At 72.9% G+C, this 19,280-nt stretch carries 16 protein-coding genes; 6 read left to right on the forward strand and 10 right to left on the reverse strand.

All coding sequences use genetic code 11. The annotated features are described in order from the left end of the window. Positions 1-342: 342 nt before the first annotated feature. On the reverse strand, positions 343-831 hold the full coding sequence (locus WME82_RS28350; protein WP_438037844.1) for a GyrI-like domain-containing protein: 489 nt from the start codon (positions 829-831) through the stop codon (positions 343-345). A gap of 75 nt (positions 832-906) precedes the next feature. On the opposite strand from WME82_RS28350, the gene WME82_RS28355 reads away from it, so the two are divergent. Then, positions 907-1,677, forward strand: coding sequence for a MerR family transcriptional regulator (locus WME82_RS28355; protein WP_438037845.1), 771 nt, complete (start codon positions 907-909; stop codon positions 1,675-1,677). A 223-nt stretch (positions 1,678-1,900) separates the two neighbouring features. Further along, on the forward strand, positions 1,901-3,076 hold the full coding sequence (locus WME82_RS28360) for a lactonase family protein (protein ID WP_438037846.1): 1,176 nt from the start codon (positions 1,901-1,903) through the stop codon (positions 3,074-3,076). A gap of 63 nt (positions 3,077-3,139) precedes the next feature. Here the strand turns inward: WME82_RS28360 and WME82_RS28365 are convergent, their stop codons facing one another. Then, positions 3,140-4,360 (reverse strand): Acg family FMN-binding oxidoreductase, encoded by a 1,221-nt coding sequence (locus tag WME82_RS28365; RefSeq protein ID WP_438037847.1) that lies wholly within the window; start codon positions 4,358-4,360, stop codon positions 3,140-3,142. A 124-nt stretch (positions 4,361-4,484) separates the two neighbouring features. Here WME82_RS28365 and WME82_RS28370 point away from each other — a divergent pair, with 124 nt between their 5' ends. Together WME82_RS28370 and WME82_RS28375 are read left to right on the forward strand one after the other, a co-directional pair. Continuing rightward, positions 4,485-5,402 carry a LysR family transcriptional regulator gene (locus WME82_RS28370; RefSeq protein ID WP_438037848.1) on the forward strand — a complete coding sequence of 306 codons (918 nt, stop codon included), beginning with the start codon at positions 4,485-4,487 and terminating at the stop codon, positions 5,400-5,402. 182 nt (positions 5,403-5,584) lie between these two features. Further along, complete coding sequence (locus tag WME82_RS28375; RefSeq protein ID WP_438037849.1) at positions 5,585-6,505, forward strand: transposase; 921 nt, start codon at positions 5,585-5,587, stop codon at positions 6,503-6,505. Between the two features lie 60 nt (positions 6,506-6,565). Here the strand turns inward: WME82_RS28375 and WME82_RS28380 are convergent, their stop codons facing one another. From WME82_RS28380 to WME82_RS28390, 3 genes are read right to left on the reverse strand one after another with little or no spacing between them, the layout of a single operon-like run. Next, positions 6,566-8,353 (reverse strand): hypothetical protein, encoded by a 1,788-nt coding sequence (locus tag WME82_RS28380; RefSeq protein ID WP_438037850.1) that lies wholly within the window; start codon positions 8,351-8,353, stop codon positions 6,566-6,568. Continuing rightward, a complete protein-coding gene (locus tag WME82_RS28385; RefSeq protein ID WP_437911629.1) occupies positions 8,340-9,179 on the reverse strand; it encodes a S8 family peptidase in 840 nt (279 codons plus the stop codon). The genes WME82_RS28380 and WME82_RS28385 overlap by 14 nt, the downstream gene beginning before the upstream one ends. Continuing rightward, positions 9,176-10,126, reverse strand: coding sequence for a hypothetical protein (locus WME82_RS28390; protein WP_438037851.1), 951 nt, complete (start codon positions 10,124-10,126; stop codon positions 9,176-9,178). Before WME82_RS28390 ends, WME82_RS28385 begins: the two co-directional genes overlap by 4 nt. Before the next feature lie 206 nt (positions 10,127-10,332). Between WME82_RS28390 and WME82_RS28395 the strand changes: the two genes are divergently transcribed. Next, entirely contained in the window at positions 10,333-10,938 is a 606-nt protein-coding gene (locus WME82_RS28395) for a hypothetical protein (protein WP_437739626.1), read from the forward strand. Between the two features lie 37 nt (positions 10,939-10,975). Here WME82_RS28395 and WME82_RS28400 read toward each other — a convergent pair whose 3' ends face one another. Next, positions 10,976-12,946, reverse strand: a complete 1,971-nt coding sequence (locus WME82_RS28400) for an ATP-binding cassette domain-containing protein (protein ID WP_438037852.1) — start codon at positions 12,944-12,946, stop codon at positions 10,976-10,978. Positions 12,947-12,955: 9 nt separating this feature from the next. Between WME82_RS28400 and WME82_RS28405 the strand changes: the two genes are divergently transcribed. Further along, positions 12,956-13,690 (forward strand): hypothetical protein, encoded by a 735-nt coding sequence (locus WME82_RS28405; RefSeq protein WP_438037853.1) that lies wholly within the window; start codon positions 12,956-12,958, stop codon positions 13,688-13,690. A gap of 561 nt (positions 13,691-14,251) precedes the next feature. Here the strand turns inward: WME82_RS28405 and WME82_RS28410 are convergent. The 4 genes from WME82_RS28410 to WME82_RS28425 form a co-directional block, all read right to left on the reverse strand. After that, positions 14,252-15,754: a pyruvate kinase gene (locus WME82_RS28410; protein WP_438037854.1), complete on the reverse strand. Its 1,503-nt coding sequence runs from the start codon at positions 15,752-15,754 to the stop codon at positions 14,252-14,254. 210 nt (positions 15,755-15,964) lie between these two features. Beyond that, a complete protein-coding gene (locus tag WME82_RS28415; RefSeq protein ID WP_438037855.1) occupies positions 15,965-18,433 on the reverse strand; it encodes a SpoIIE family protein phosphatase in 2,469 nt (822 codons plus the stop codon). Positions 18,434-18,453: 20 nt separating this feature from the next. Next, positions 18,454-18,831: a hypothetical protein gene (locus WME82_RS28420; RefSeq protein ID WP_437850175.1), complete on the reverse strand. Its 378-nt coding sequence runs from the start codon at positions 18,829-18,831 to the stop codon at positions 18,454-18,456. Beyond that, positions 18,812-19,225 (reverse strand): hypothetical protein, encoded by a 414-nt coding sequence (locus tag WME82_RS28425; RefSeq protein WP_438037856.1) that lies wholly within the window; start codon positions 19,223-19,225, stop codon positions 18,812-18,814. The genes WME82_RS28420 and WME82_RS28425 overlap by 20 nt, the downstream gene beginning before the upstream one ends. Between the last annotated feature and the right edge of the window lie 55 nt (positions 19,226-19,280).

Here is a 19,280-nt window from a genome sequence, read left to right on the forward strand (position 1 = left end):
CATCGGCGATGCCACGCGTCATCGCCCTGGGAGAAGCGCGGTTTCCGCGGCACCTCGCGCTGGATCCGGGCCGCCGAGGGCGCGGGTGCCGTGGCGCCCAGCGAACGGTTGCTCAGGTACGCAAGAAGCGGAGCCGGCGCCTGCGAGCGGCAATGCCAGGCTCGCCCGTCCGGGGTCGAGCGACCCGACCCAGGTTGGGGCAGCGACCCGACCCAGGTTGGGGCAGCGACCCGACCCAGGTTGGGGCAGCGACCCGACCCAGGTTGGGGCAGCGACCCGACCCAGGTTGGGGCAATCCCATCCGAGGTTGAGCCATCCGGCGCGCCGCGTCAGTCCAGCGCGTCATGCGTCCAGCGGTTTCCACACCTCGTAGTCGAACCGCTCGTAGGGGGGCGTCACCCTTTGCCGACGCTCGTCGTACCGCTCGAGGCACCAGGCCCCCGCATCGACGCGCTTGCCCTGCGCCTCGATCCAGCGCGCCAGCCCCAGGTAGGTCGCCTCGATGGCCTCGGCGGTCCCCTCGACCCGGGCCATCGCGTAAGTCCGCGCTGGGATCACCAGCGGCTGCAACCCCTCCGGAAGCGCCCCGCCCGCGCTCACCTCGGTGCACACCCAGTACGTGTAGACGCCGTCGTTGCTCGCCCTCTGGTGATCGCTCTCCGGGAAGGCACCGTACAGCACGCTCCGGTCGACCCGGTGGGGAACGGAATCGAGGCGGTCGACGAGCTCGATCCATGCGAGGGGCACGCGATGACTGAGCTCACTGCGACGACCTACCACCTTGATGCCGGCCATCCGGAGCTCGCCCTGGCTCACGACGGAAACGTTCATGCGCTCTTCTCCTTGGAGACGACGCCCGAACCCTGCACCTTGAACCAGGTTGAAGCTCAAGGAAAAATCCGCCGCATGCTCACGATTTCCCAGTTCGCGGACCGCAGCGGGCTATCGCCGAGCGCGCTTCGCTTCTATCAACGCAGGGGCCTCCTTCTGCCCACCGGCCGGCGCGCGAACGGCTACCGCGTGTACGCGGAAGGGCAGGTCGAAGAGGCCCGCTTCATCAGCAGCCTGCGCGCGGCGGGGCTCCCCATCGCGGAGATCCGCGAGTTCCTGCGCATGAGCGGCCGGTCGCGGGAGGCGATGCTCGCGACGTGGCAGCAGGACATGACGGCCCGCCTCCTCTCGCTCCAGATCGCCGATCAGTACCTGCGCGGCGTGACGTCGACGCAGATCCCGATACACCTCGAGCACTGGAAGGAGCCCTCGGTGCTGGTCTGGTTCCCGGCGACGGCGCCGGAGGGCCCGCTGGCCTTTCGCGCTGCCGTGACGGCGCGCAAGCGAGAGCTGGATCGCAGGCGCATTCCGGTGCTGACCAGCGGGTACGTCCGCACGCTGGACCTCGTGGACGGCCATCTTCATGGAGAGGTCGGGTTCCGGATCCGACCTGGGCGTCGGCTGCCGCAGGGGGCGCGGCGCCACGATGTGCCGCCGACGGTGTTCGCTACCCTGGAGTGCTCCGTTCGCGACGAGAAGGCCGCGCACCGCGTGTTCCGCCTGCTGCATGGGCTCGGCTTCCGGCCGGGGGAGCTCCACCTGGAGCGCTACCTGCCTGGCGCCCCGGACCGCTACCTGCTGATGATGGCCGTCCGGCGCATCCAGCCAGCCGCAGCGGCCGGGTGAAGGGCCTGAGGCGCGCCGGAGCGGACCGGTCGATGGCGGCGAAACCGCGGAGGGGCTTCCGCGTAGCAGCGGATGAACCCGCCCGACGGAGCGCGCAGAGCCGCGCGCCCGCGAGCTCGGGGCGCGCCGTGCCCGTCGTCACGACGGAGATGCGCCTCGACGATCGACGCACCGACAAGCCCGCGCCGCTGGGTTCGCGGCGCCATTCCCCAGGAGCTTTCTCATGTTTCGCAGCACGATGAGCATCACGGCCCTGAGCTTCGGTCTCTTCGCGGCGGGCGCGCCCGGCGACGCCATGGCGCACGGCAGCGGCGTCCACCGGCACGGCCAGATCTTCGTCATGACCAACGCCGGAGACGGCAACTCCGTGATGGCGTATGACCGGGCGGCGGACGGCTCACTCTCGCACGCCGGCACGTACGCGACCGGAGGGCTCGGCGCGCCGACCCGGCCGATCAACGCGCTCGGATCCCAGGGCTCGCTCGTCCTCAGCGAGGACGGAAAGCTCCTGTTCGCCGTGAACGCGGGCAGCAGCGAGGTGTCGATGTTCCGCGTCGGCCCGCACGGCCTGACGCTGCTCGACGTGGTCGACTCGGGCGGCGACTTCCCGGTGAGCGTCACCTCGCACGGCGACCTGCTCTATGTCCTCAACGTGGGTGGCGAAGGCAACATCGCCGGCTTTGAAGTGAACCCGTGCGGCGAGCTCGTCCCGCTCGACGGATCGAACCGCGGCCTCGGCCTCGGCGGCACGACGCCGCCGTCGCTCGGCGCGACGCCGGGTCAGATCGGCTTCTCTCCCGACGGCGAGGCGCTGGTCGTGGCGGGCAAGGGGTCCAATCAGCTCCACGTGTTCCCCATGAGCGGCCGCGGACTGCCCAGCGAGGCGCCGGTGACGACGATCTCCAGGGGCCTCGTCCCGTTCGACTTCGCCTTCGATCGTCGGGGCCATCTCATCGTGGCGGAGGTCGGCGGCGACGGCGTGCCCGCGACCGGCGACACGAGCGTGGTGTCCTCGTATAAAATCGGGCCCGACGGGAGCCTCGCTGTCATCAGCGACACGGTCGACACCTTCCAGCGGGCGACCTGCTGGATCGCCGGCGCCCCTGGGAGCCGCTATGTCTTCACGGCCAACACGGGCAGCAACACGCTCTCCGGGCTCCAGGTCGACGCCCGGGGCGCGCTGACGCTGCTCGACGACGGCGTGTCCGCCTCGTTCCCCACCGGAACGGCGCCGATCGACCTCACGATGACGCGCGACGGCCGGTTTCTGTACACCCTCAACGCAGGCACCGGGACGATCGCGGCATTCCAGGTGAGCCGCGACGGCGGCCTGATTCCACGCGGGGAGGCGGGTGGATTGACGCCCGGCGGCGGCGCCCAGGGCATTGCCGTGCGGTGACGGTCGCTCCTCGGCGTCCAGGGTTTGCCGCCCTCGGCCAGCACGCCAGCCGGGGCGCGGCGCTCACGCGGCGCGGATCACCTCCTCCGCGGCGCGGCGCGGGCCGCACACGCCCTCTCGCTCCGGAAAGCCCAGGCGGAACGCGAAGGTGAGCTGCCGGTCGCCTGGACCCATCGCCTCGGTGAACGAGCGCTCCATCGCCGGCGCTCGTCCGAGCATACGCTCCCGGTCGATGACCTCCGGCACCTGGTTCAGCGGGTGCATCGCGATGCCGCGCGCGGTCGCCCAGAGATGCATGCGTTGCCACAGGCGCCCGGCGCGGAGCGTCGCGCCCAGTTCATAGCGGTCGCGGACCGCGATGACGCCGATGGCGGGATCGCCGGCGAGGTGGACCTCGCGGGTGACGCGGAGCCAGTCGTCGTGCATCTGTTCCGCCGACGGGCGCGGCAGCAGCTTGACCGCCGCGGTGAGCAGCGGACCGAGCCCCATCACATCGAGGGTCAGCCCGTCCCTATGGCTCGGTACCGCCTCCGGCGCCAGCCGGAACCACGCGTCGCTGTCCCGCACCATCGCCGCGTCGCGGACGATGGTCTCGGTGGCGCGCAGCGTGTGAGCGGCGAAGCTCTCGCGCTGATCGGGGTGCTCCAGCCAGACCACCTCACCATCGGAGCCCGCTTCGCTCAGGCGCGAGAGCTCCTGGAGCGCCGACACAGGCACGCGCTGCGCCTTGTAGGGGCCGCGGTTCGTGTGTCGCCGTGCGATGACCTCCGCGAGCGGAGACGCCGCTGCGCCTGGCTCGATACGGACGCTCGCCACCCGGATCGCCCGCGGCGCCGCGCGCTCGAGAGCGCGAGATCCCTCCGGGTCAGAGCCCGGCAGAGGGCCGGCTTCGAGCTCAACGCGGGGAGCCCATCCCATCGAACCCGCCGCGAGCGCCAGGTTCTCTATCGCGCAACCGAGCCCGATGTGCATCTCGCGCAGGAACGGATCCATGGTGCCGAGCGATCGAGACCTGTCCGAGAACACGTCGATGCGATCCGGGTGGACCTCGAACAGCCAGGGTTGCGTGTTGTGCGGGCTCGCGGCGAGCACCGCCGCGCGCACGAGCTCGGCGAGCTCGCCGCCGCGCTGCCCGCGGAACGCGGTCCAAGGGGCGAACGGCTCGCCCGTCCGATCGTCGAACACACCCCGGCCCGCAGCGTACCAGCCCGCTCCCGCGGCCACGGCGAGCGTCGCGACGCCTTCCAGCAGGCGCCGCCGCGAGACCTTGAGTTTCCTCTCCATGATGCGCTCCATCCTCCAGAGGACGTCAGACCGGGCTCCGCGAGCGACGGCCATGCGCAGAGATTGAGGCGGCTCGAACGATTAGTACAGGATATCGCTCTAATATTATATATTAGTGTGTCTAATGATCGAGACGCTCCCCGACGACCTGAATCTCCTGCTCGCGCTTGACGTGCTGCTGCGCGAGCGGCACGTGACGCGCGCGGCGAAGCGGCTCGGCATCACGCAGTCGGCTGCGAGCCAGCGGCTCGGGCGGCTGCGCGAGTTCTTCGGCGATGCGCTGCTCGCTCCGGGGCGGCCGCTGCTGGCCCTCACGCCGCGCGCCGAGGCGCTCGCCGATCCGCTGGCACAGGCGCTCGCGAGCTTGCGGGCGGCGGTCCAGGCCGGCGCGCCGTTCGACCCAGCGACGTCCGAGCGCCGCTTCGTGCTGCTCGGCAACGACCTGCTGGAGGCGGTTGCGCTGCCGCGGCTCTTGCCCATGCTGGCGCGCGAGGCACCGTACATCACGGTGCAGGTCGACCGCGCCGAAGCGGACTTCGTGAGGCGGCTCGAGCGGGGAACGGCGGATCTGGCGTTCGTCCCGGAGTTCCTCGTGCCCCCGTCATCACGACAGCTGCGCTTGCCGGAGGAGGGATTCGTGACGCTGATGCGCAGGGACCACCCCGCAGCGTCACGGCGGCTGACCCTGGAGCGCTACCTGGAGCTCGGGCACGTGCTGATCGCTCCGCACGGCATGCCGGGCAGCCTTGTCGATCGCGCGCTGGAAGCTCGTGGGCGGCGGCGGCGGATCGTCGCGCAGGTCCAGCACTTCGTGACGGTGCCTTTCCTGATCGCGGCCTCGGACCTCGTGGTGACGTGTCCAGCGACGGTCGCGGCGGTGTCGACGCCCTTCGGCCTACGCGCGGCCCGGCCCCCCGTCGAGCTCGGCGTGGACCGATCTTCGGCTGTCTGGCACGAGCGCGTGCACGACGATCCAGGCCATCGCTGGCTGCGCTCCTGGCTCAGCAAGGCGATCCGCGCGGGCGCAACCCAACCAGGTTGACCTGACCCGACCTAGGTTGACCGGAGGGGGGAAACCCGACCCACCCAGGTTGATCCGACCCGCCGGGTCACGGAGCACGGTCCGCCATGGCGCCGCCACCTGCAGGCATGGGTAAGTACTTGGTAAGTACTTGAGATCGTTCACCACGATCGCCGGCACGGCTCTTGGAATTCTGCCCGACCATGAGCCAGCCCCGCCAGATCGCGCCCGGCGCAACCTACCTGATCACCCGTCGCGTTCTGCGCCGGCATCTCCTCTTCCGCCCCGACGCAGCCATCACTCAGCTCTTGGTCTACGCCCTCGCGGTCTCGACACACCGCTACGGCATCGAGGTCCATGCGCATTGCGCGATGTCGACGCACCTGCACCTCGTCGTGACCGACGTGAACGGCGTTCTGCCGCGCTTCCTACAGTTCTTCCATCGCATCGTCGCGCTCGGCACGAAGGTGCTCCGCGCGTGGGAAGGGCCGGTATGGGATCATGAGGCCACGAGCGTGGTGCGGCTGCTGACACACGCGGCGGTCGTGGAGAAGATCGCCTATGTCCTCGCAAACCCTGTGGCCGCTGGACTCGTCCCGCATGCGCATGAGTGGCCGGGCGCCAAGGTGAACGTGGGCGAGATCGGCCGGGGCGTGTTGTGCGCGGCGCGTCCCGCCGCATACTTCGACCCCAAAAATCCACAGTGGCCGGAAGAAGCAACGCTGTCACTCACGCTGCCGCCGACCATCGAGCATGACAGCGCGGAGGACTTTCGCCATGCCATCGCCGCCGAGCTCGAGAGGCAAGAATTGCAGGCGCAAGCGGAGGTGAAGCAGCGAGGGCGCCGCTTCCTCGGCGCCGAACAAGTCGGCAAGGTCTCGCCCCATGAGCGCATCACGAGCCTCGAGGCGCCGCGCGCTGGAAATCCGACGTTTGCTGTCGGCCGCAAGCAGGGCGACGCGTGGCGCGCGGCTCGTGCCACTGTACGCGGGTTTCGCGCATTGTACCGCGCTGCGCTCGAGCGGTGGCGCGCCGGCGTGCGCAGCGTGGTATTCCCGGCAGGGACGTGGTGGATGTGCACGTTTCACGGCGCCAATATGGCCGATGTTGTGCTCACGATGTAGGTACTTCGAGGGTAAAAGGGCAGGGACAACCTGGGTGAGGTAGCGCGCGCGGCTCGCGGATCAACCTGGGTGGCACGGGTTGTTCGTGACGACGAATCCCAGTGCCTCTACGCTCGCGCGAGCGTCGCCGTCCCAGCCGAGCTGCGGATCTAGGCGAAGCTCGCCCGGCGCGAGCACGGCGGGCAGCGCCATCAGACCAACGAGCTCGACCGCATCGAGCTCCGCGCCAGTGTCGCCCGCGAACGGCGGACACAGCACGCGTCCTGCCGGCGCGAACGCCAGCGCTGCGCGCAGCGGCTCGCCCAGCGTCGCGCGCAGCACGGCTAGATCGTTGCCGATGGTGGCTGGCGTGGCAGCCGCCGGCCAGATCCATACCGTGAGGCCGGGCAGGTCGGCCACGCAGACCGCCATCGCGCGCTCGGGGGGGAGCGCGCGGCCACGGGCACCGAGGGGCGATGCCGCGATCGCGGCGACGATGAGCCCCGGCCGGGCGAGCGTCAACGCCGCGAGCCGACCGAGGTTGCGCTGAGCCGCCATCCGGCGAGCGGCGATCGCGGCAAGGTGGTCGGGACGATCGTAAACGAGCTCGACCTCGCGCTGCATCGCCACGTGAGGCGAGGTCTGCGCCGCCGCGGCAAGCGCCCGCTCGCGGGCCCCGCCGTCCGACGTTGGCCTTCCCCTCTCTGGCAGCGGCGCGGATTCCTCGATTTCCAGATGCTCCCGGAGGAGCTGCGCCACCCGCGAGGACAGACCCAGGGAGCCGAGCGACCAGGCAGCGGAGAACCAGTCCGCCGGCTCCGCGAGCGCGAGCGCCTCGGTCGAGGCGCGATCCCAGGCGGCGAGCGCCTCTCCGAGCGGAAGGCCGAGCGCTCGGAAGAGTGCGCCCGCCTCATCCAGCACCGCCGCCGCGCCCGGATCGCCGAGATCCCGCCGCGCGCGCCCGATCGCCCTAGAAGCGTAAGCGACCCAGGTTCGGAGTGGCGGCGCGGCGTGCTCGGCAATCTCGCGGGCGGAGGTCGCGAGCGCGAGGGCGTCGTCGGCGCGGCCGAGCTCGAGCGCAAGCTCGGAGAGGAACGTGAGCGCGCGCGCGCGGCCGAACGCGTCGCCGAGGCGCGCGCACAGCCACTCCTGTCGCTGGAGCGGGGCTCGGGCGCGCTCCAGGGCGCCGAGGCCGAGCGCCGCCGCGCCGAGCTGGCCGCAGGCGATCGCCTCGCCCACGGAGTCGCCCCGGCGGCGGTGGAGCTCGGCCGCGTGCTCGAGCAGCGCCTCGGCCGCGCCGTGCGCGCCGAGGGTCACGTAGAGCGTGCCGAGCGAGTTCAGGATCTGCGCGCGCTCGCCGAGGAACGGCTCCGAGCGGCGCAGCGCCGACAGCAGCGTGCGCTGCGCAGCCGCCGCGTCGCCGAGGAGCCGCTCGGCCGTACCGCGGTAGTGGACGGCGACGACCGCGGCGCGGCGTCCGGGATCGCCTGCGGCCGCGATGGCGTCGAGCTCCTCGATGGCGGACGCACAGGCCGCTCGGACGTCGCGCCGCAAGCGCGCGAGCGCCGCCTCGCACCGCGCGAGGTCCCGGGCCTCGGCGGCCCCTCCTCGGTCGAACGCGGCGACAGCGCCCTCGAGGTGCAGCACGGCCGCGTCCAGCGCCCCCTCACGCAACGCGAGCGCGCCGCGCCCGAAGCCGAGCGCCGCCGCGACGAGCGGCCCGCCATCAAGCACCGCCGCCGCAGGATCGCGGCCGACACCGAGGAGCGCCTCGACGCGGTCGAGCTCGGCGCGGACCTCTGCGCCCGGCGCGCTCCGCAGCAGCCGCGACAGCGGCGACACGCTGTCGATCGGGTCAAGCGGGAGCACCGCGCTCCTCCACCGCCTCGCCGCGCGCTCCGCGCGCGAGCCCGTGCAGCGCCGCCTTCACCGCCTCGATCGAGAGCTCCGGCCACGCGGCGCGGATGCGCGCGACGTGCGCGGTCACATGGGGCGCAGCGAACGACGTACCGGTCCAGCGCCGCTCGCCGCCGCCGGGCGCGGGCGCGAGCACGTCGTCACCGGGCGCGAGGATCTCGTGGTCGAGCGTGAGCTCGCTCCGGAGCGCCTCCGGGTCCTGGAAGGCCCCTCTGCCGACGCCGATCAGCGACTTGAAGCGCCCTGGATAGGTGCGGAACGCCGCCGCGTTCGGGCCGGCGGCCACGAGCACGACCTCCGCGGTGTAGGCGGCGTCCGCGACCTCGTAGAGCTCGACCAGCGAGCGGTAGTCGCCCGGGCGGAGCGGCGCGTTCTTCGGGATGTCGATGCCGAGGCTCAGGTTGACCACGGAGAATCGCTCGCGGACGCAGAAGCGCAGCGCGGCGACGAGCCCGTCACGCGAGCACCGCCCGTCATCGCCGAGCGCACGGACGCTCGTGATCTCGGCCGCGGGCGCCATGCGGTGGACGATGCCCGCGCACGCCGTCCCGTGCCCGCTGAGATCTCCCGGAGCGCACGGCGCGACCCCGTACGCGCCACCGGCGGCGCCGCGCTGGACCAGGGCGACGTGCCGCAGCGCCGCTGCGCGCAGCGCGGGGTGCGAGGCATCGACGCCGGAGTCGATCAGCGCGACGCGCACGCCGGCGCCGCTTCGCGCGCCCGGGCGTGGCGCGCCGTGGGGCTCGCCGCCCGGTCCTGCCGGAGAAGCCGTGGTCACGCGGAGCTCCCCTCCCCCGCGGAGGCCGGCTCCCCTGCATCGCCGGCGCCGCTCGCGTAGGCGTCGATCCGCGCGAGGAGGTCGAGGGCCAGGCGGGCCTCCGCCTCGCCGCGCTCGGCGAGCCTGCCCACCACCGCGGCGAGCTCCAGGCGGCGGCGGTACTCGGGCGTGAGGCGCAGCGCGTGGATGTGCCGCTCCAGCGCGGCGCGGAGCGAGGTCGGCGGCGGGGCCGCCCCTTCCGGCATGGGAGGTTCCGCGCCCGAGGCTGCGCGCCCACCCGGCCCCGCCGCCGGCTGGCCTGGCGCCTGCGCGAGCAGGTCCGGCATCGCGCGCGCGAAGAGCTCGAAGACGACGCGCTCGGTGCGGAACGACTCCACGGTGAGCGCGAGGACCTCGGCCAGCCGCTCGGCCAGGTCGAGCTCCCGCCCGCCGAGGGGCGCCTCGTGCGAGAACAGCGCGGCGCCGCCCACGGTCGCTGCGCCGACGCGGATGGGCACGAAGATCGCGGACGCCGGCGCGGCGGCCAGGAGCGGCCGGAGCGGCGCGATCATCGGATCGCCGTCGGACAGCTCCACCGCGTGCCCGCCGCCGCCACCGAGCAGGTACGCGAACGGGGTACCGCTCGGCGGCAGCTCCGCGCCCGGGGCGCGGAAGCCGACCGCGTCAGCGACGACGGGGACCGTGAGCCGCCCGAGCGTTTCCATCTCGAGCGCGACGAGCGCCTCCGAGCACGGCATCGCGAGGCACGCGAAGCGCAGGTGCTCCCCGAGCCCGCGCACCCGCGCCTCCACCGCGCCGAGGAGCGCCGCCGACTCGACGGTCGAGAGCAGGTCGCGGAGGCGCGCCGTGAAGGGCGCGAGCGGCGAGCGCAGCGCGTGCGGGTGGGGCGGGAGGGCCCGCGCCGAGGCGGGCGGGACACCCGGCGCGGAGCGGTCGGCGAGCGGCATGGGCCGACGATGCTACCGCCGGACCGCGCCGGAGCGAACCGCCATGACACCCGTGGGATCCGGTTGACGTGCCCAGCTCCTCTCCTAGCATGCAGCGACATGCGGCGATTCGGCTGTCCGGCGCACCGTCCGAAGCGTTCGTCCGAGCGCGCGGCCGATCGAGCGCGATCCACGGCCGCGAGGCCCCTCGATCCGGCGCGGGCGCGATGAGCCCGCCCGTCCGCGAGGGACGGCGCCGCCTCGCCGTCGTCCTGTGGGGTGTCCTTGGTGTCGTGGCCGTCCTGGTCGAGGCCATCTGTCGTCTCGGCGCGACGGCGGCGCGCATCCTGACGGGGCACACGCTCACGACGGGCCAGCTGGTCCTGCTCGCGGCCTGGACGGTCACGATCGCCTACTTCGAGGGGTACCGCGGCTTTCAGCAGCGCTTCTCGCCGCGGGTCGTCGCGCGCGCGCTCCACCTCGCCGAGCACGGGCGGCCCCTCCACGTGGCGCTGGCGCCGCTCTACTGCATGGCGCTCCTCCACGCGACGCGCCGCCGGCTGATCGCGACGTGGGCGCTCGTCGCAGGCATCGTGGCGCTCATCCTGCTCGTGCGGCAGATGCCCCCGCCCTACCGCGCGATCGTCGACGCAGGCGTCGCCTTCGCGCTCGCCTGGGGAGCCGTATCCATCCTCGTCTGGCTCGCGCGGGGGCTCGCGGGCCGCCCGCTGGGAATCTCGGCGGACGTGCCCGAAGAGGCGCGCGGCGCTGCCGTCGACGCCGAGCATCTCGCCCGCCAGGCCGCGCGGGCAGGCGGTCCCTGCGATCCGTGACCTCCGCGCGAGCGGGGTAACCGCGCGCGCGTGTTCGTCAGCCCGCCGCCGACCTCGCGGATCGCTGCAGCGCCTCGGCCAGAAGCGAACGATAGAGCGGCGAGCTCTCGCGGAGGGATTCGTGCGTGCCCACCGCCGCGACCCGACCGCCGTCGAGCAGCACGTTGAACGTCGACCTGAGGAGGTGCGGCGCGTGGGTCACGACGATGGCCGTGCGCCCGGCGGCTACCTCGCACGCCGTGCGGAGGATCGCCTCGGCGGTGGCGCCCGGCAGGCCCGCTTCCGGCTCGTCCAGCACGAAGACCCGCGGCTCGCGCAGCAGCACCCGCGCGAGCAGCAGCCGCCGCGCCTCACCCCCCGACAGGCTCGGCGGTGAGGCGCGCACCTCCGTCGCGAGGCCGCGCGCGGGCCGCGCTTCGCCCTCCGCTGGCGGCGCGTCTGCGAGCTCGTCGAGCTCCACCCGAAGGAGCGCCTCGCGCATGCGCTCCTCCGTGGGCGCGGGCTCGAGGCCGAGCGCCAGATTGTCCGCGATGCTCCGCTCGAACAGCCGCGCCGATTGCCCCACCACGCCGAACAGCCGCGGGAGCTCCTCGGGCGGGATCTGCCGCAGATCCACGCCACCCACGGCGATCGCGCCCGACGACGGCTCGTCGAGGCGCAGGAGCAGGCGCAGGAGCATCGACTTGCCGCTGCCGGAGCGACCGCAGACGCCGACCACCGCTCCGGCGGGGATCGAGAGCGACACGCCATCGAGGACGGGGCGGCTCGCGCCCGGCGGCGTGAACGTGACCCCCTCGAAGGCGATCGACAGGGGGCGCCTCGCCTCGCCGTCCAGCTGCACCCCGAGGCCGCCGGAGGGGCGCGGCGGGTGCTCGGGCAGGCGCAGCAGCGCGAGCGTCGCGCGCAGCAGGGGGGCGCGCTCGATGAAGCCGGCGCGGAGGGCGTCGAGCGCCTCGAGGCGCGCCATCAGCAGCGGCACCACGAGCAGGAGCTCTCCGACCTCGCCCGCGCCGGCGACCCCGCGAGAGGCCGCGAGCGCGGCGACGATGACGAGCGGCGAGAGCGCCGCGAGCGTGCCCTTGATCTGGCCGGAGACGGCGAGCGCCTGGCCGAAGCGGCGGCGCGCGTCCGCGACCCGGCGCGCGGCCCCGGCCAGCTCTCCCTCGGCCTGGGCGCGCGCGCCGAGCAGGCGGAGGTCCTCCGCTCCCGCCAGCGCCTCGCCCACCGCGCCGAAGACGGCCGTGTCGGCGTGCTGCATCTCCCGCATCGCGCGCGCCACGCGGCCCGAGGCCCGGTCGGCCGCGAGGCGCGAGGCCGCGAACAGCGCCGCGCCGCCCGCGAGGACGAGCGCCATGCCGCTCGAGACCAGCGACCCGGCCAGGACCGCGAGCGTCGCGAGCGCCTGGGGCAAGCCGGTCGCGACCGCGATCGCGAAATCGGCGACGAGGCCGGCGTCCCGCGCGATCGCGAGCCGCACGACCTCCGCGCCCCGGACGGGCGGCGCGGGCCCGGCGCTCGGCGGCCGCGGCGCGGGCCCCGCCGCCTGCGCCGCGATGAGCGCGCGCCCGGCGGCGTCCACGTCGCGAGGCGAGGCGTAGAGCGCCGCCCGGAAGAGCGCGACGCGGAGCGCGGCGGTGAGGTCGCCGCCGAGCTCCGAGCTCTTCCGGCCCGAGAGCACCGCCAGGGAGGCGGACACGAGCGTGGCGCCGAGCGCTGCGAGGACCACGGCCGCCGGCGGTGCGCCGGCGAGCAGCCGGGCGAGCGCGCCGCCGATGCCGCCCGAGGGCGGCGCCTCGCGCCCGGAGACGGCGCCGAGGGCCACGCCGGCGATCGCCGGGAGCAGGCCGGACAGCGCGCCCGCGAGCGACGACAGCGCCACGACGAGGGCGAGGCGCGCGGCGGCCCTGGAAGAGGCGCCTCGCAGGCCTCCCGATGACGACATGGGCGACACGCTCCCCTCGCGCAGCGAGCGAAGACCGATCCGCAGGATCGCGAGGAGCGCGCGCATCGACGTGCGATGCCACGGTACACTGCCGACGCCGTTGCGCGCGACGCGCATTCGATCGACCCTCTCCTCGTGCGCACCGCGCTCGTGGCCCTGCTCCCGCTGCTCGCGGCCTGCGAGCGCCCGCCGCCCGCGCCGCCGGCGGGGGCCGACGCCGGGGCGCTCACCCCCTGGGCGCGTGGCGGCGCCGCGTCGCTGGACGACCGCGGCGCCCGCCTCCGGACGGACAGCGCGCCGGCGGTGGGGTCCGTCGAGCCGGATGCGCTCGAGGAGATCCTCACCGCCGCGCGGGAGGCCGCCCCCAGGCCGGCCGATGGCGTGAGCATCGCGAAGATCGGCACGAGCACCGGCCTCCCGGCGCCTTCCGCGCTCCCGCCGGAGCCGGCGCCCGCCCCCACCCCTGCCCCCCGCTCGCGCGTCGAGATCGGCGCGCCCATGGTGCAGGCCAACATGTCGAGCCCGGCGATCGAGAAGGCGGCGCGGGCGCAGCTCTACTGGGACCTCGTGCAGCGCTGCCGCGGCCCGGGCGGGAGCCTGCTGCCGCCTGACGCCATCCGGGTGGAGTTCAACGTCGACGCCGAGGGCTATATCGTGGTGCCGACGATCATCGGGAGTGCGTCCGACCCCCGCTACGACGAGGCGGCCACCTGCATGCGGCGGGAGCTGTCGGGCGCAGCGTTCCGCGCGCCGGCAGGCGCCCGCGGGCTCCCAACCCGGGTCGACGCCACCGTGCCTTCGGTCGACTGAGCCGGAGCGGATCCGGCGGGCGTGCTGGCTGCTAACTCAGCGGATCCGGCGGGCGTGCTGGCTGCCAACTCCGGGCTCCCCGCCCGCAGACCGCCGACCCGGGCTCGGGGCTACCCGTCCGGGGCTCCGGGGCTACCCACCCGGGTTGGGTCATCCGGGTTGGGTCGTCCGTGGCTACCCACCCGGCTACCCACCCGGGTTGGGTCGTCCGGGCCGCCGACCCAGGTTGGATAGGTTGGGTCGGGGCTACCCACCCAGGTTGGGTCAACCGGGGTCAACTGCCGACCGCTGAAAGCGGAAAGCGAACCCGGGTCGGTGCACCCAACCTAGGTTGGGTCGGGGCTACCCACCCAGGTTGGGTCAACCGGGGTCAACTGCCGGGGTCAACTGCCGACCGCTGAAAGCGGAAAGCGACTGCTGAAAGCGGAAAGCGAACCCGGGTCGGAGCGCCCAACCTGGACGCTCGCCCAACCTGGACGCCCAACCCGGGTCTCGCCCTCCCTCAACCCGGGTCGGGTCAACCGGGTCAACCCGGGTCGGGTCAACCGGGGTTGGGTCGCCTCAGTCGAGGCGTGAGACCCCGAGCGATCGCATGAGCGCCCGTTTCTTGTCCTGGTGCTCGTGCATCCGGCGGAGGACGTCGACCACGAACGCGACCGTCGCGACGATGTTCTCGCCCTGGTTGAGCATCACGCACTCCGCGCGCGAGCTCATCGCCGCGTCCGTCACCTCCCCGCGGGTCGGCACGCCGGTCTTGTTCAGGCTCTCGAGCACCTGCGTCGCCCAGATCGCGGGGACCAGCCCGGCCTCGCAGAGCCACAGGAGCTCCTCCTGGACCTCCGCCAGCCGCATGAACCCCATCTCGACGGCCATATCGCCGCGCGCGAGCATCACCCCCACCTGCTCGCTGCGCATCGCCGTGAGCAGGAGCCTCGGAAACTGCGCGAACGCAGGTGTCGTCTCGATCTTGAGGACGATCCCGAGGTGAGCCGCCCCGCGCGCGGCGAGCTCCGCCTGGAGGCGCTCCACATCGGAAGGAGACCGAACGAACGAGAGCCCCACCATGTCCGCGTGGCGCGCGATGAAGTCGAGATCCTCGAGATCCTTCGGCGTGAGCGACGGGATCCCGAGCTCGGTGTCCGGAAAGTTCAGGCCCTTTCCAGGCTTCAGTTTCACGGAGCCCTGGCGCGCGAAATCCACCTCCACGAGCGCGGCGCCTTTGGTCACGAGCTTGACCGTGCCGCCGAGCCGCCCGTCGTCGTAGAACACCCGGTGCCCGGGCCGGAGGTCGTCGACGATCTCCGGGATGGTGCACCCGAGCGCGAGCACCTCCCCCGCTCCGGTGCTGCCCGCCGAGGGGCGCGCCCGCTTCACGTCCTTGCAGAGCCAGAGCCAGGGCCGCTCACCCCGCTCGGACAGCATGACGCGCGCCGGAGCCCCATCGATCTTGCTCACGCGCGGGTTGGGCCCGGCGATGTCGCAGAGGACCTTGCACCGCACCCCGGTCTCCCGTCCCGCCTCCCGGAGCCGCTCGATGAGCCCGGCCCACGCGCCCGCGTCCTCCTTCGCGCAGTTGATCCGCGCGACGTCCATCCCTCCCTCGAGCAGCCGCTTCAGCTCCCCCTTCCGCGCGTCCCCGGGCAGCGTCACCATCACCCGCGTCGTTCGCCCCTGGCGCCCCTCCCCGAGCAGCGCCCGCGCGTGCTCCTCGAGCAGCGCGCCCCCCGACGCGAACGTGGTGGGCGACTCGCCGGGCGGCCGCACCTCGGGGCGCCGCGCGAGCGCGTCGAGCGCGCCGCGTACGGCGTCGAGGGAGGCCAGCGCACAGCGCTCCAGGCGCCCCAGCGAGCTCAGCCCGAGCGAGGCGAGCTGCCGTTGCAGGTCGCGGATGTCCTGCTGCCGGACAGCGAGGTAATGCAGCAGGTTCGTCGCTCCCGCCCGGTGCTTCGGGTGCACCGCATCGACGAGGTGCCGGTTTCGCAGCTCGTGCTCGATGGCGCTCGCCCGCAGCGCCTCGACGGCGGCGAGGGCGCGCTCGACAACCTGCAGGTCGGGATAAACCATGGCGCGATCTCCTCCGGGCTCCGGCGCGCGGGCCCTCGCGTCCGCTGCAGCGCGCCGATGAGTCGAGTCCAGCACCGCGCGCAAGGCCAGTCCAGCGCCCCACGCCGGAAGAGCGCCGGCGAGGGCAGGACGTCTCCGTTCCTCCACAGCAGCGTCATCGAGCGCCGCCATGCCGAGGCGACGCGACGGTAAGGGCAGCCTCGGGCGCTACTACGCCGGCGCGCGGTACCGCGCCACGACGACCGTGATGTCGTCGTCCGGGCTCGGGCACCACCCCTCGACCTCCCTCAGGATCCTGTCGCGGATCGCCTCGACCGGCGCGGCCTGCACGGCCTCGATGGCGGTGCAGAGCCGCTCCAGCCCGAACTGCTCGCGGTGCGCGTTGCGCGACTCCGTCACCCCGTCGCTGTAGAGCACGAGGACGTCCCCGTCCTCCAGGACGAACTGGGCGTCCCGTGTCACCTCGTCGATGACGGGCAACACGCCGATCCAGACGCCCGAGCTCGGGATGCACACGCACCGCCGCGTGCGCGCCGAGCACACGATGATGTCGTCGTGCGCCCCGGCGAACGTCACCCGCCCGCCCCGCTCGTACCGGAGCAAGAGCAGCGTCGCGTGCTCGTCACGCTTCAGGCGGCTGCGCACGTTCTTGTAGAGCGCCTTGTTGAGCGCCGCGAGCAGCTCGCTCGGGCTCGCGCCCGGGTCCCTGCTCGTCAGCGCCGACACCATGCTCTGGATCATCAGCATCACGAGCCCCGCAGCGAGCCCGTGCCCCGCGACGTCGCCGATCCCGAGCCACCCCCCCTCGGGCGTCGCGATGACGTCGTAGTAGTCGCCGCCCACCTCGGCCGCCGGCGTCATGGCCGCGGAGAGCTCCAGCCCCTCGATGTGCAGCTGCTCCGGCACCAGCGTCGTCTGGAGGCGCGCCGCGAGCGCCGTCTCCTGCCGCTCGCTCTCCTGCTCCAGCCGCTCGCGCAGCTCCACCTGACGCACCATCTCCCGGTGCAGCGCCACCGTCTTCACCGCGGAGCCGATCTGGAGCCGCAGCGCGTCGTAGACCATCTCGTTCATGCCGCTGTTCAGCGCCATCACCCCGAAATACTCGGTGTCACCGAACGTGAGCGGCATCACGACGACGCTCGTGCGCTCGCTCGAGCTCAGGAACCCGGGAGGGGCCAGGGAGCGCGACGGGAAGCTCTCGGTGGGCGGCGTCACCGCGCGGCCGTCCTCCATCAGGAACAGCGTCTTCAGGGTGGCTCGCTGGGCGTCGTCGTAGAGCGAGACGGCGGCGCGCGTGAAGTGCAGCCTGGGCATCTCCGAGGCCAGCATGCGCTGGAAGAGGGGCAAGCTCAGGCACGTCGAGAACCACCGCCCGCTCCAGCTCAGGTCGATCGAGGCGACCTCGACGTCGAGGCGCTGCCGCCCCTCGACGCGCACGGACGCGCTCCCGATGAGGACGCGGCACGCATGCCACAGCTGCTCCAGGGCCTCGTTCACGGCGGCATCGCCCCCCTCCTCGACCGGCCGCCGGAGCCGCGCGCGCAGGAGCGTCACCACGCCCTGGAACAGATCGAGGAACACCCCCTCGCGCCCGGCCGTGTCGAGGACGCGCTCCAGCACGTGCAGGAAGCACCCCTCGTGGCCCTCGAGCTCCTCCTCCAGCGCCGACAGGAGCCCGCCGGCCCAGCCGCCGAGCGACGCGGCCGGGATACCCACGGCCTGCTCGAGCGCCCGCTCCAGCTCGTCGCGCCGGCCGCCGAGCGACATCGCCCCGAGGCGCGGCGGGTTCGTGAGCGGCCGCATCGCGATCGCCTGGTACGCGCAGCCGCAGGACTCGCGCCGCGTGAGCTCGATCTGCTGCATGCTCCGATCCGGGACGGCCTCGCCGTCGAGCATGCGCAGGACCGTCTCGAGCGCGATCTCCCCGAGCCGCTTGATCGGCTGGCGGACCGTCGTCAAGGACGGCTTCGCGTAGCGCGCCACGCCCACGTCGTCGAAGCCGCACACCAGGATGTCCCTCGGCACGTGGAGGCCCCGCGCCTTCAAGAGCTCGATCGCGCCGAGGGCCATGTTGTCGTTCGCCGCGACCACGGCGTCGATCTCGACCCCGCGGTCCAGGATCTCGGCCATCGCGGTGCGGCCCGTGTCGATCGTGAACTGGCCGCTCGCGACGAGGCGCTCGTCGTACGGGATCGCGCGCGCGGCCAGCGCCTTGCGGAACGCGTCGGCGCGGATCCTCGCCTCGCCGTTGTTGACCGGCCCGCCGATGTACGCGACGCGCCGGCACGCGTGATCGTCGAGCAGGTGGCCGGCCGCCATCTCGATCCCGAGGCCGTTGTCCACGAGGATGCTCGGGATGCCCTCCAGCGGGATCCCGATGCTGCACAGGGGCATCGGCGCGTAGTCCTGGCAGAAGCGCTGCACCCCCTCGGCGCCGACGAAATTGCACAGCGTCGCCGACGCGACCACGATGCCGTCGACCGCCTCCGCGCTGACGAGGCGGTAGATGCTGTTCTGGGCGGCCTCCGAGGGACCGTGGGCGGAGAGCGTCTCCCCGACGGCGATCACGAGGTTGACGTCGTGCGCCTCGGCGGCGCGCTCGACCCCGATCCGCACCGCGGATTGGTACTCGCCGCGCACATAGTCCATCACGAGGGCGATCGTCCGGCGCTTCTTCATCTTGTCCTGCGGCTCTCCGGTCAGGTGTCCTCGATCGAGACCAGCTCCGGAGACATGCGCTCGAGCGCCGCCAGGCTCCGTCTTTGCCATCCTAGCCGCGCGTCCGTGCGGAACTGCACCTTGCACTTCAGCCCCTGGCCCGCGAGCCCGCAGATGAAGCTGATGAACGCCTTCAGGCAGCTCGAGTTGAGAAAGTAAAGAGCCCTTATATCGAACTGCACCACGCTGATGGAGAGGCGCATGACCTCTCCCTGGAGGGCCTTGAGGCAAAGGCCGAGCGGCGCCGCCGCCGCCATGTCGCCCGTGCCGGTGAGCTTGACGCCGAGGGTGTCGTCCCTCAGGGTCGGCTCGATCCCGAAGCTGTCCGTGACGACAGGCTCAACCCTTAAACCGCTCATCTCCCCTCCATCCCGCAACCGGCGCCTGCGCGATGATCGTCAGCCTGCTCCCCTCGATCGTGTAGTCCACGTCGAGCCCGCCCTCCGCGCGCACCCGCGCGAGGCCGAGCCCGGATACCCCTTCTACCATCGCCGTCTCACAGATGAGTTCGTCATAGTGCTTCACAGGATCGCTCGCCGACCTCAGCGCGGAGAGCCGCCGCTCCACCTCGCGCAGCCGCTCCGGCGACGCCTCGTTCCGCGCGCGGATCACGAGGACCCGCGCGCCCTCGCCCTCCTCCAGCGCGAGCTCGAGGCTGACCTCCGGGCCGGACGAGTACTTGATGAGGTTCTCGACGAGCTCGTGCGCGGCCATGTAGAACCGCGAGCTCGCACTCTCATCGTCCAGCACCATCCCACAGAAGCTGGACACCAGCCGTAACACCGCGCTAGCCATCCGTTCACTCGGG

It is taken from the genome of Sorangium sp. So ce128 (genome assembly GCF_051525245.1).
GTDB classification, from domain to species: domain Bacteria; phylum Myxococcota_A; class Polyangia; order Polyangiales; family Polyangiaceae; genus Sorangium; species Sorangium cellulosum_B.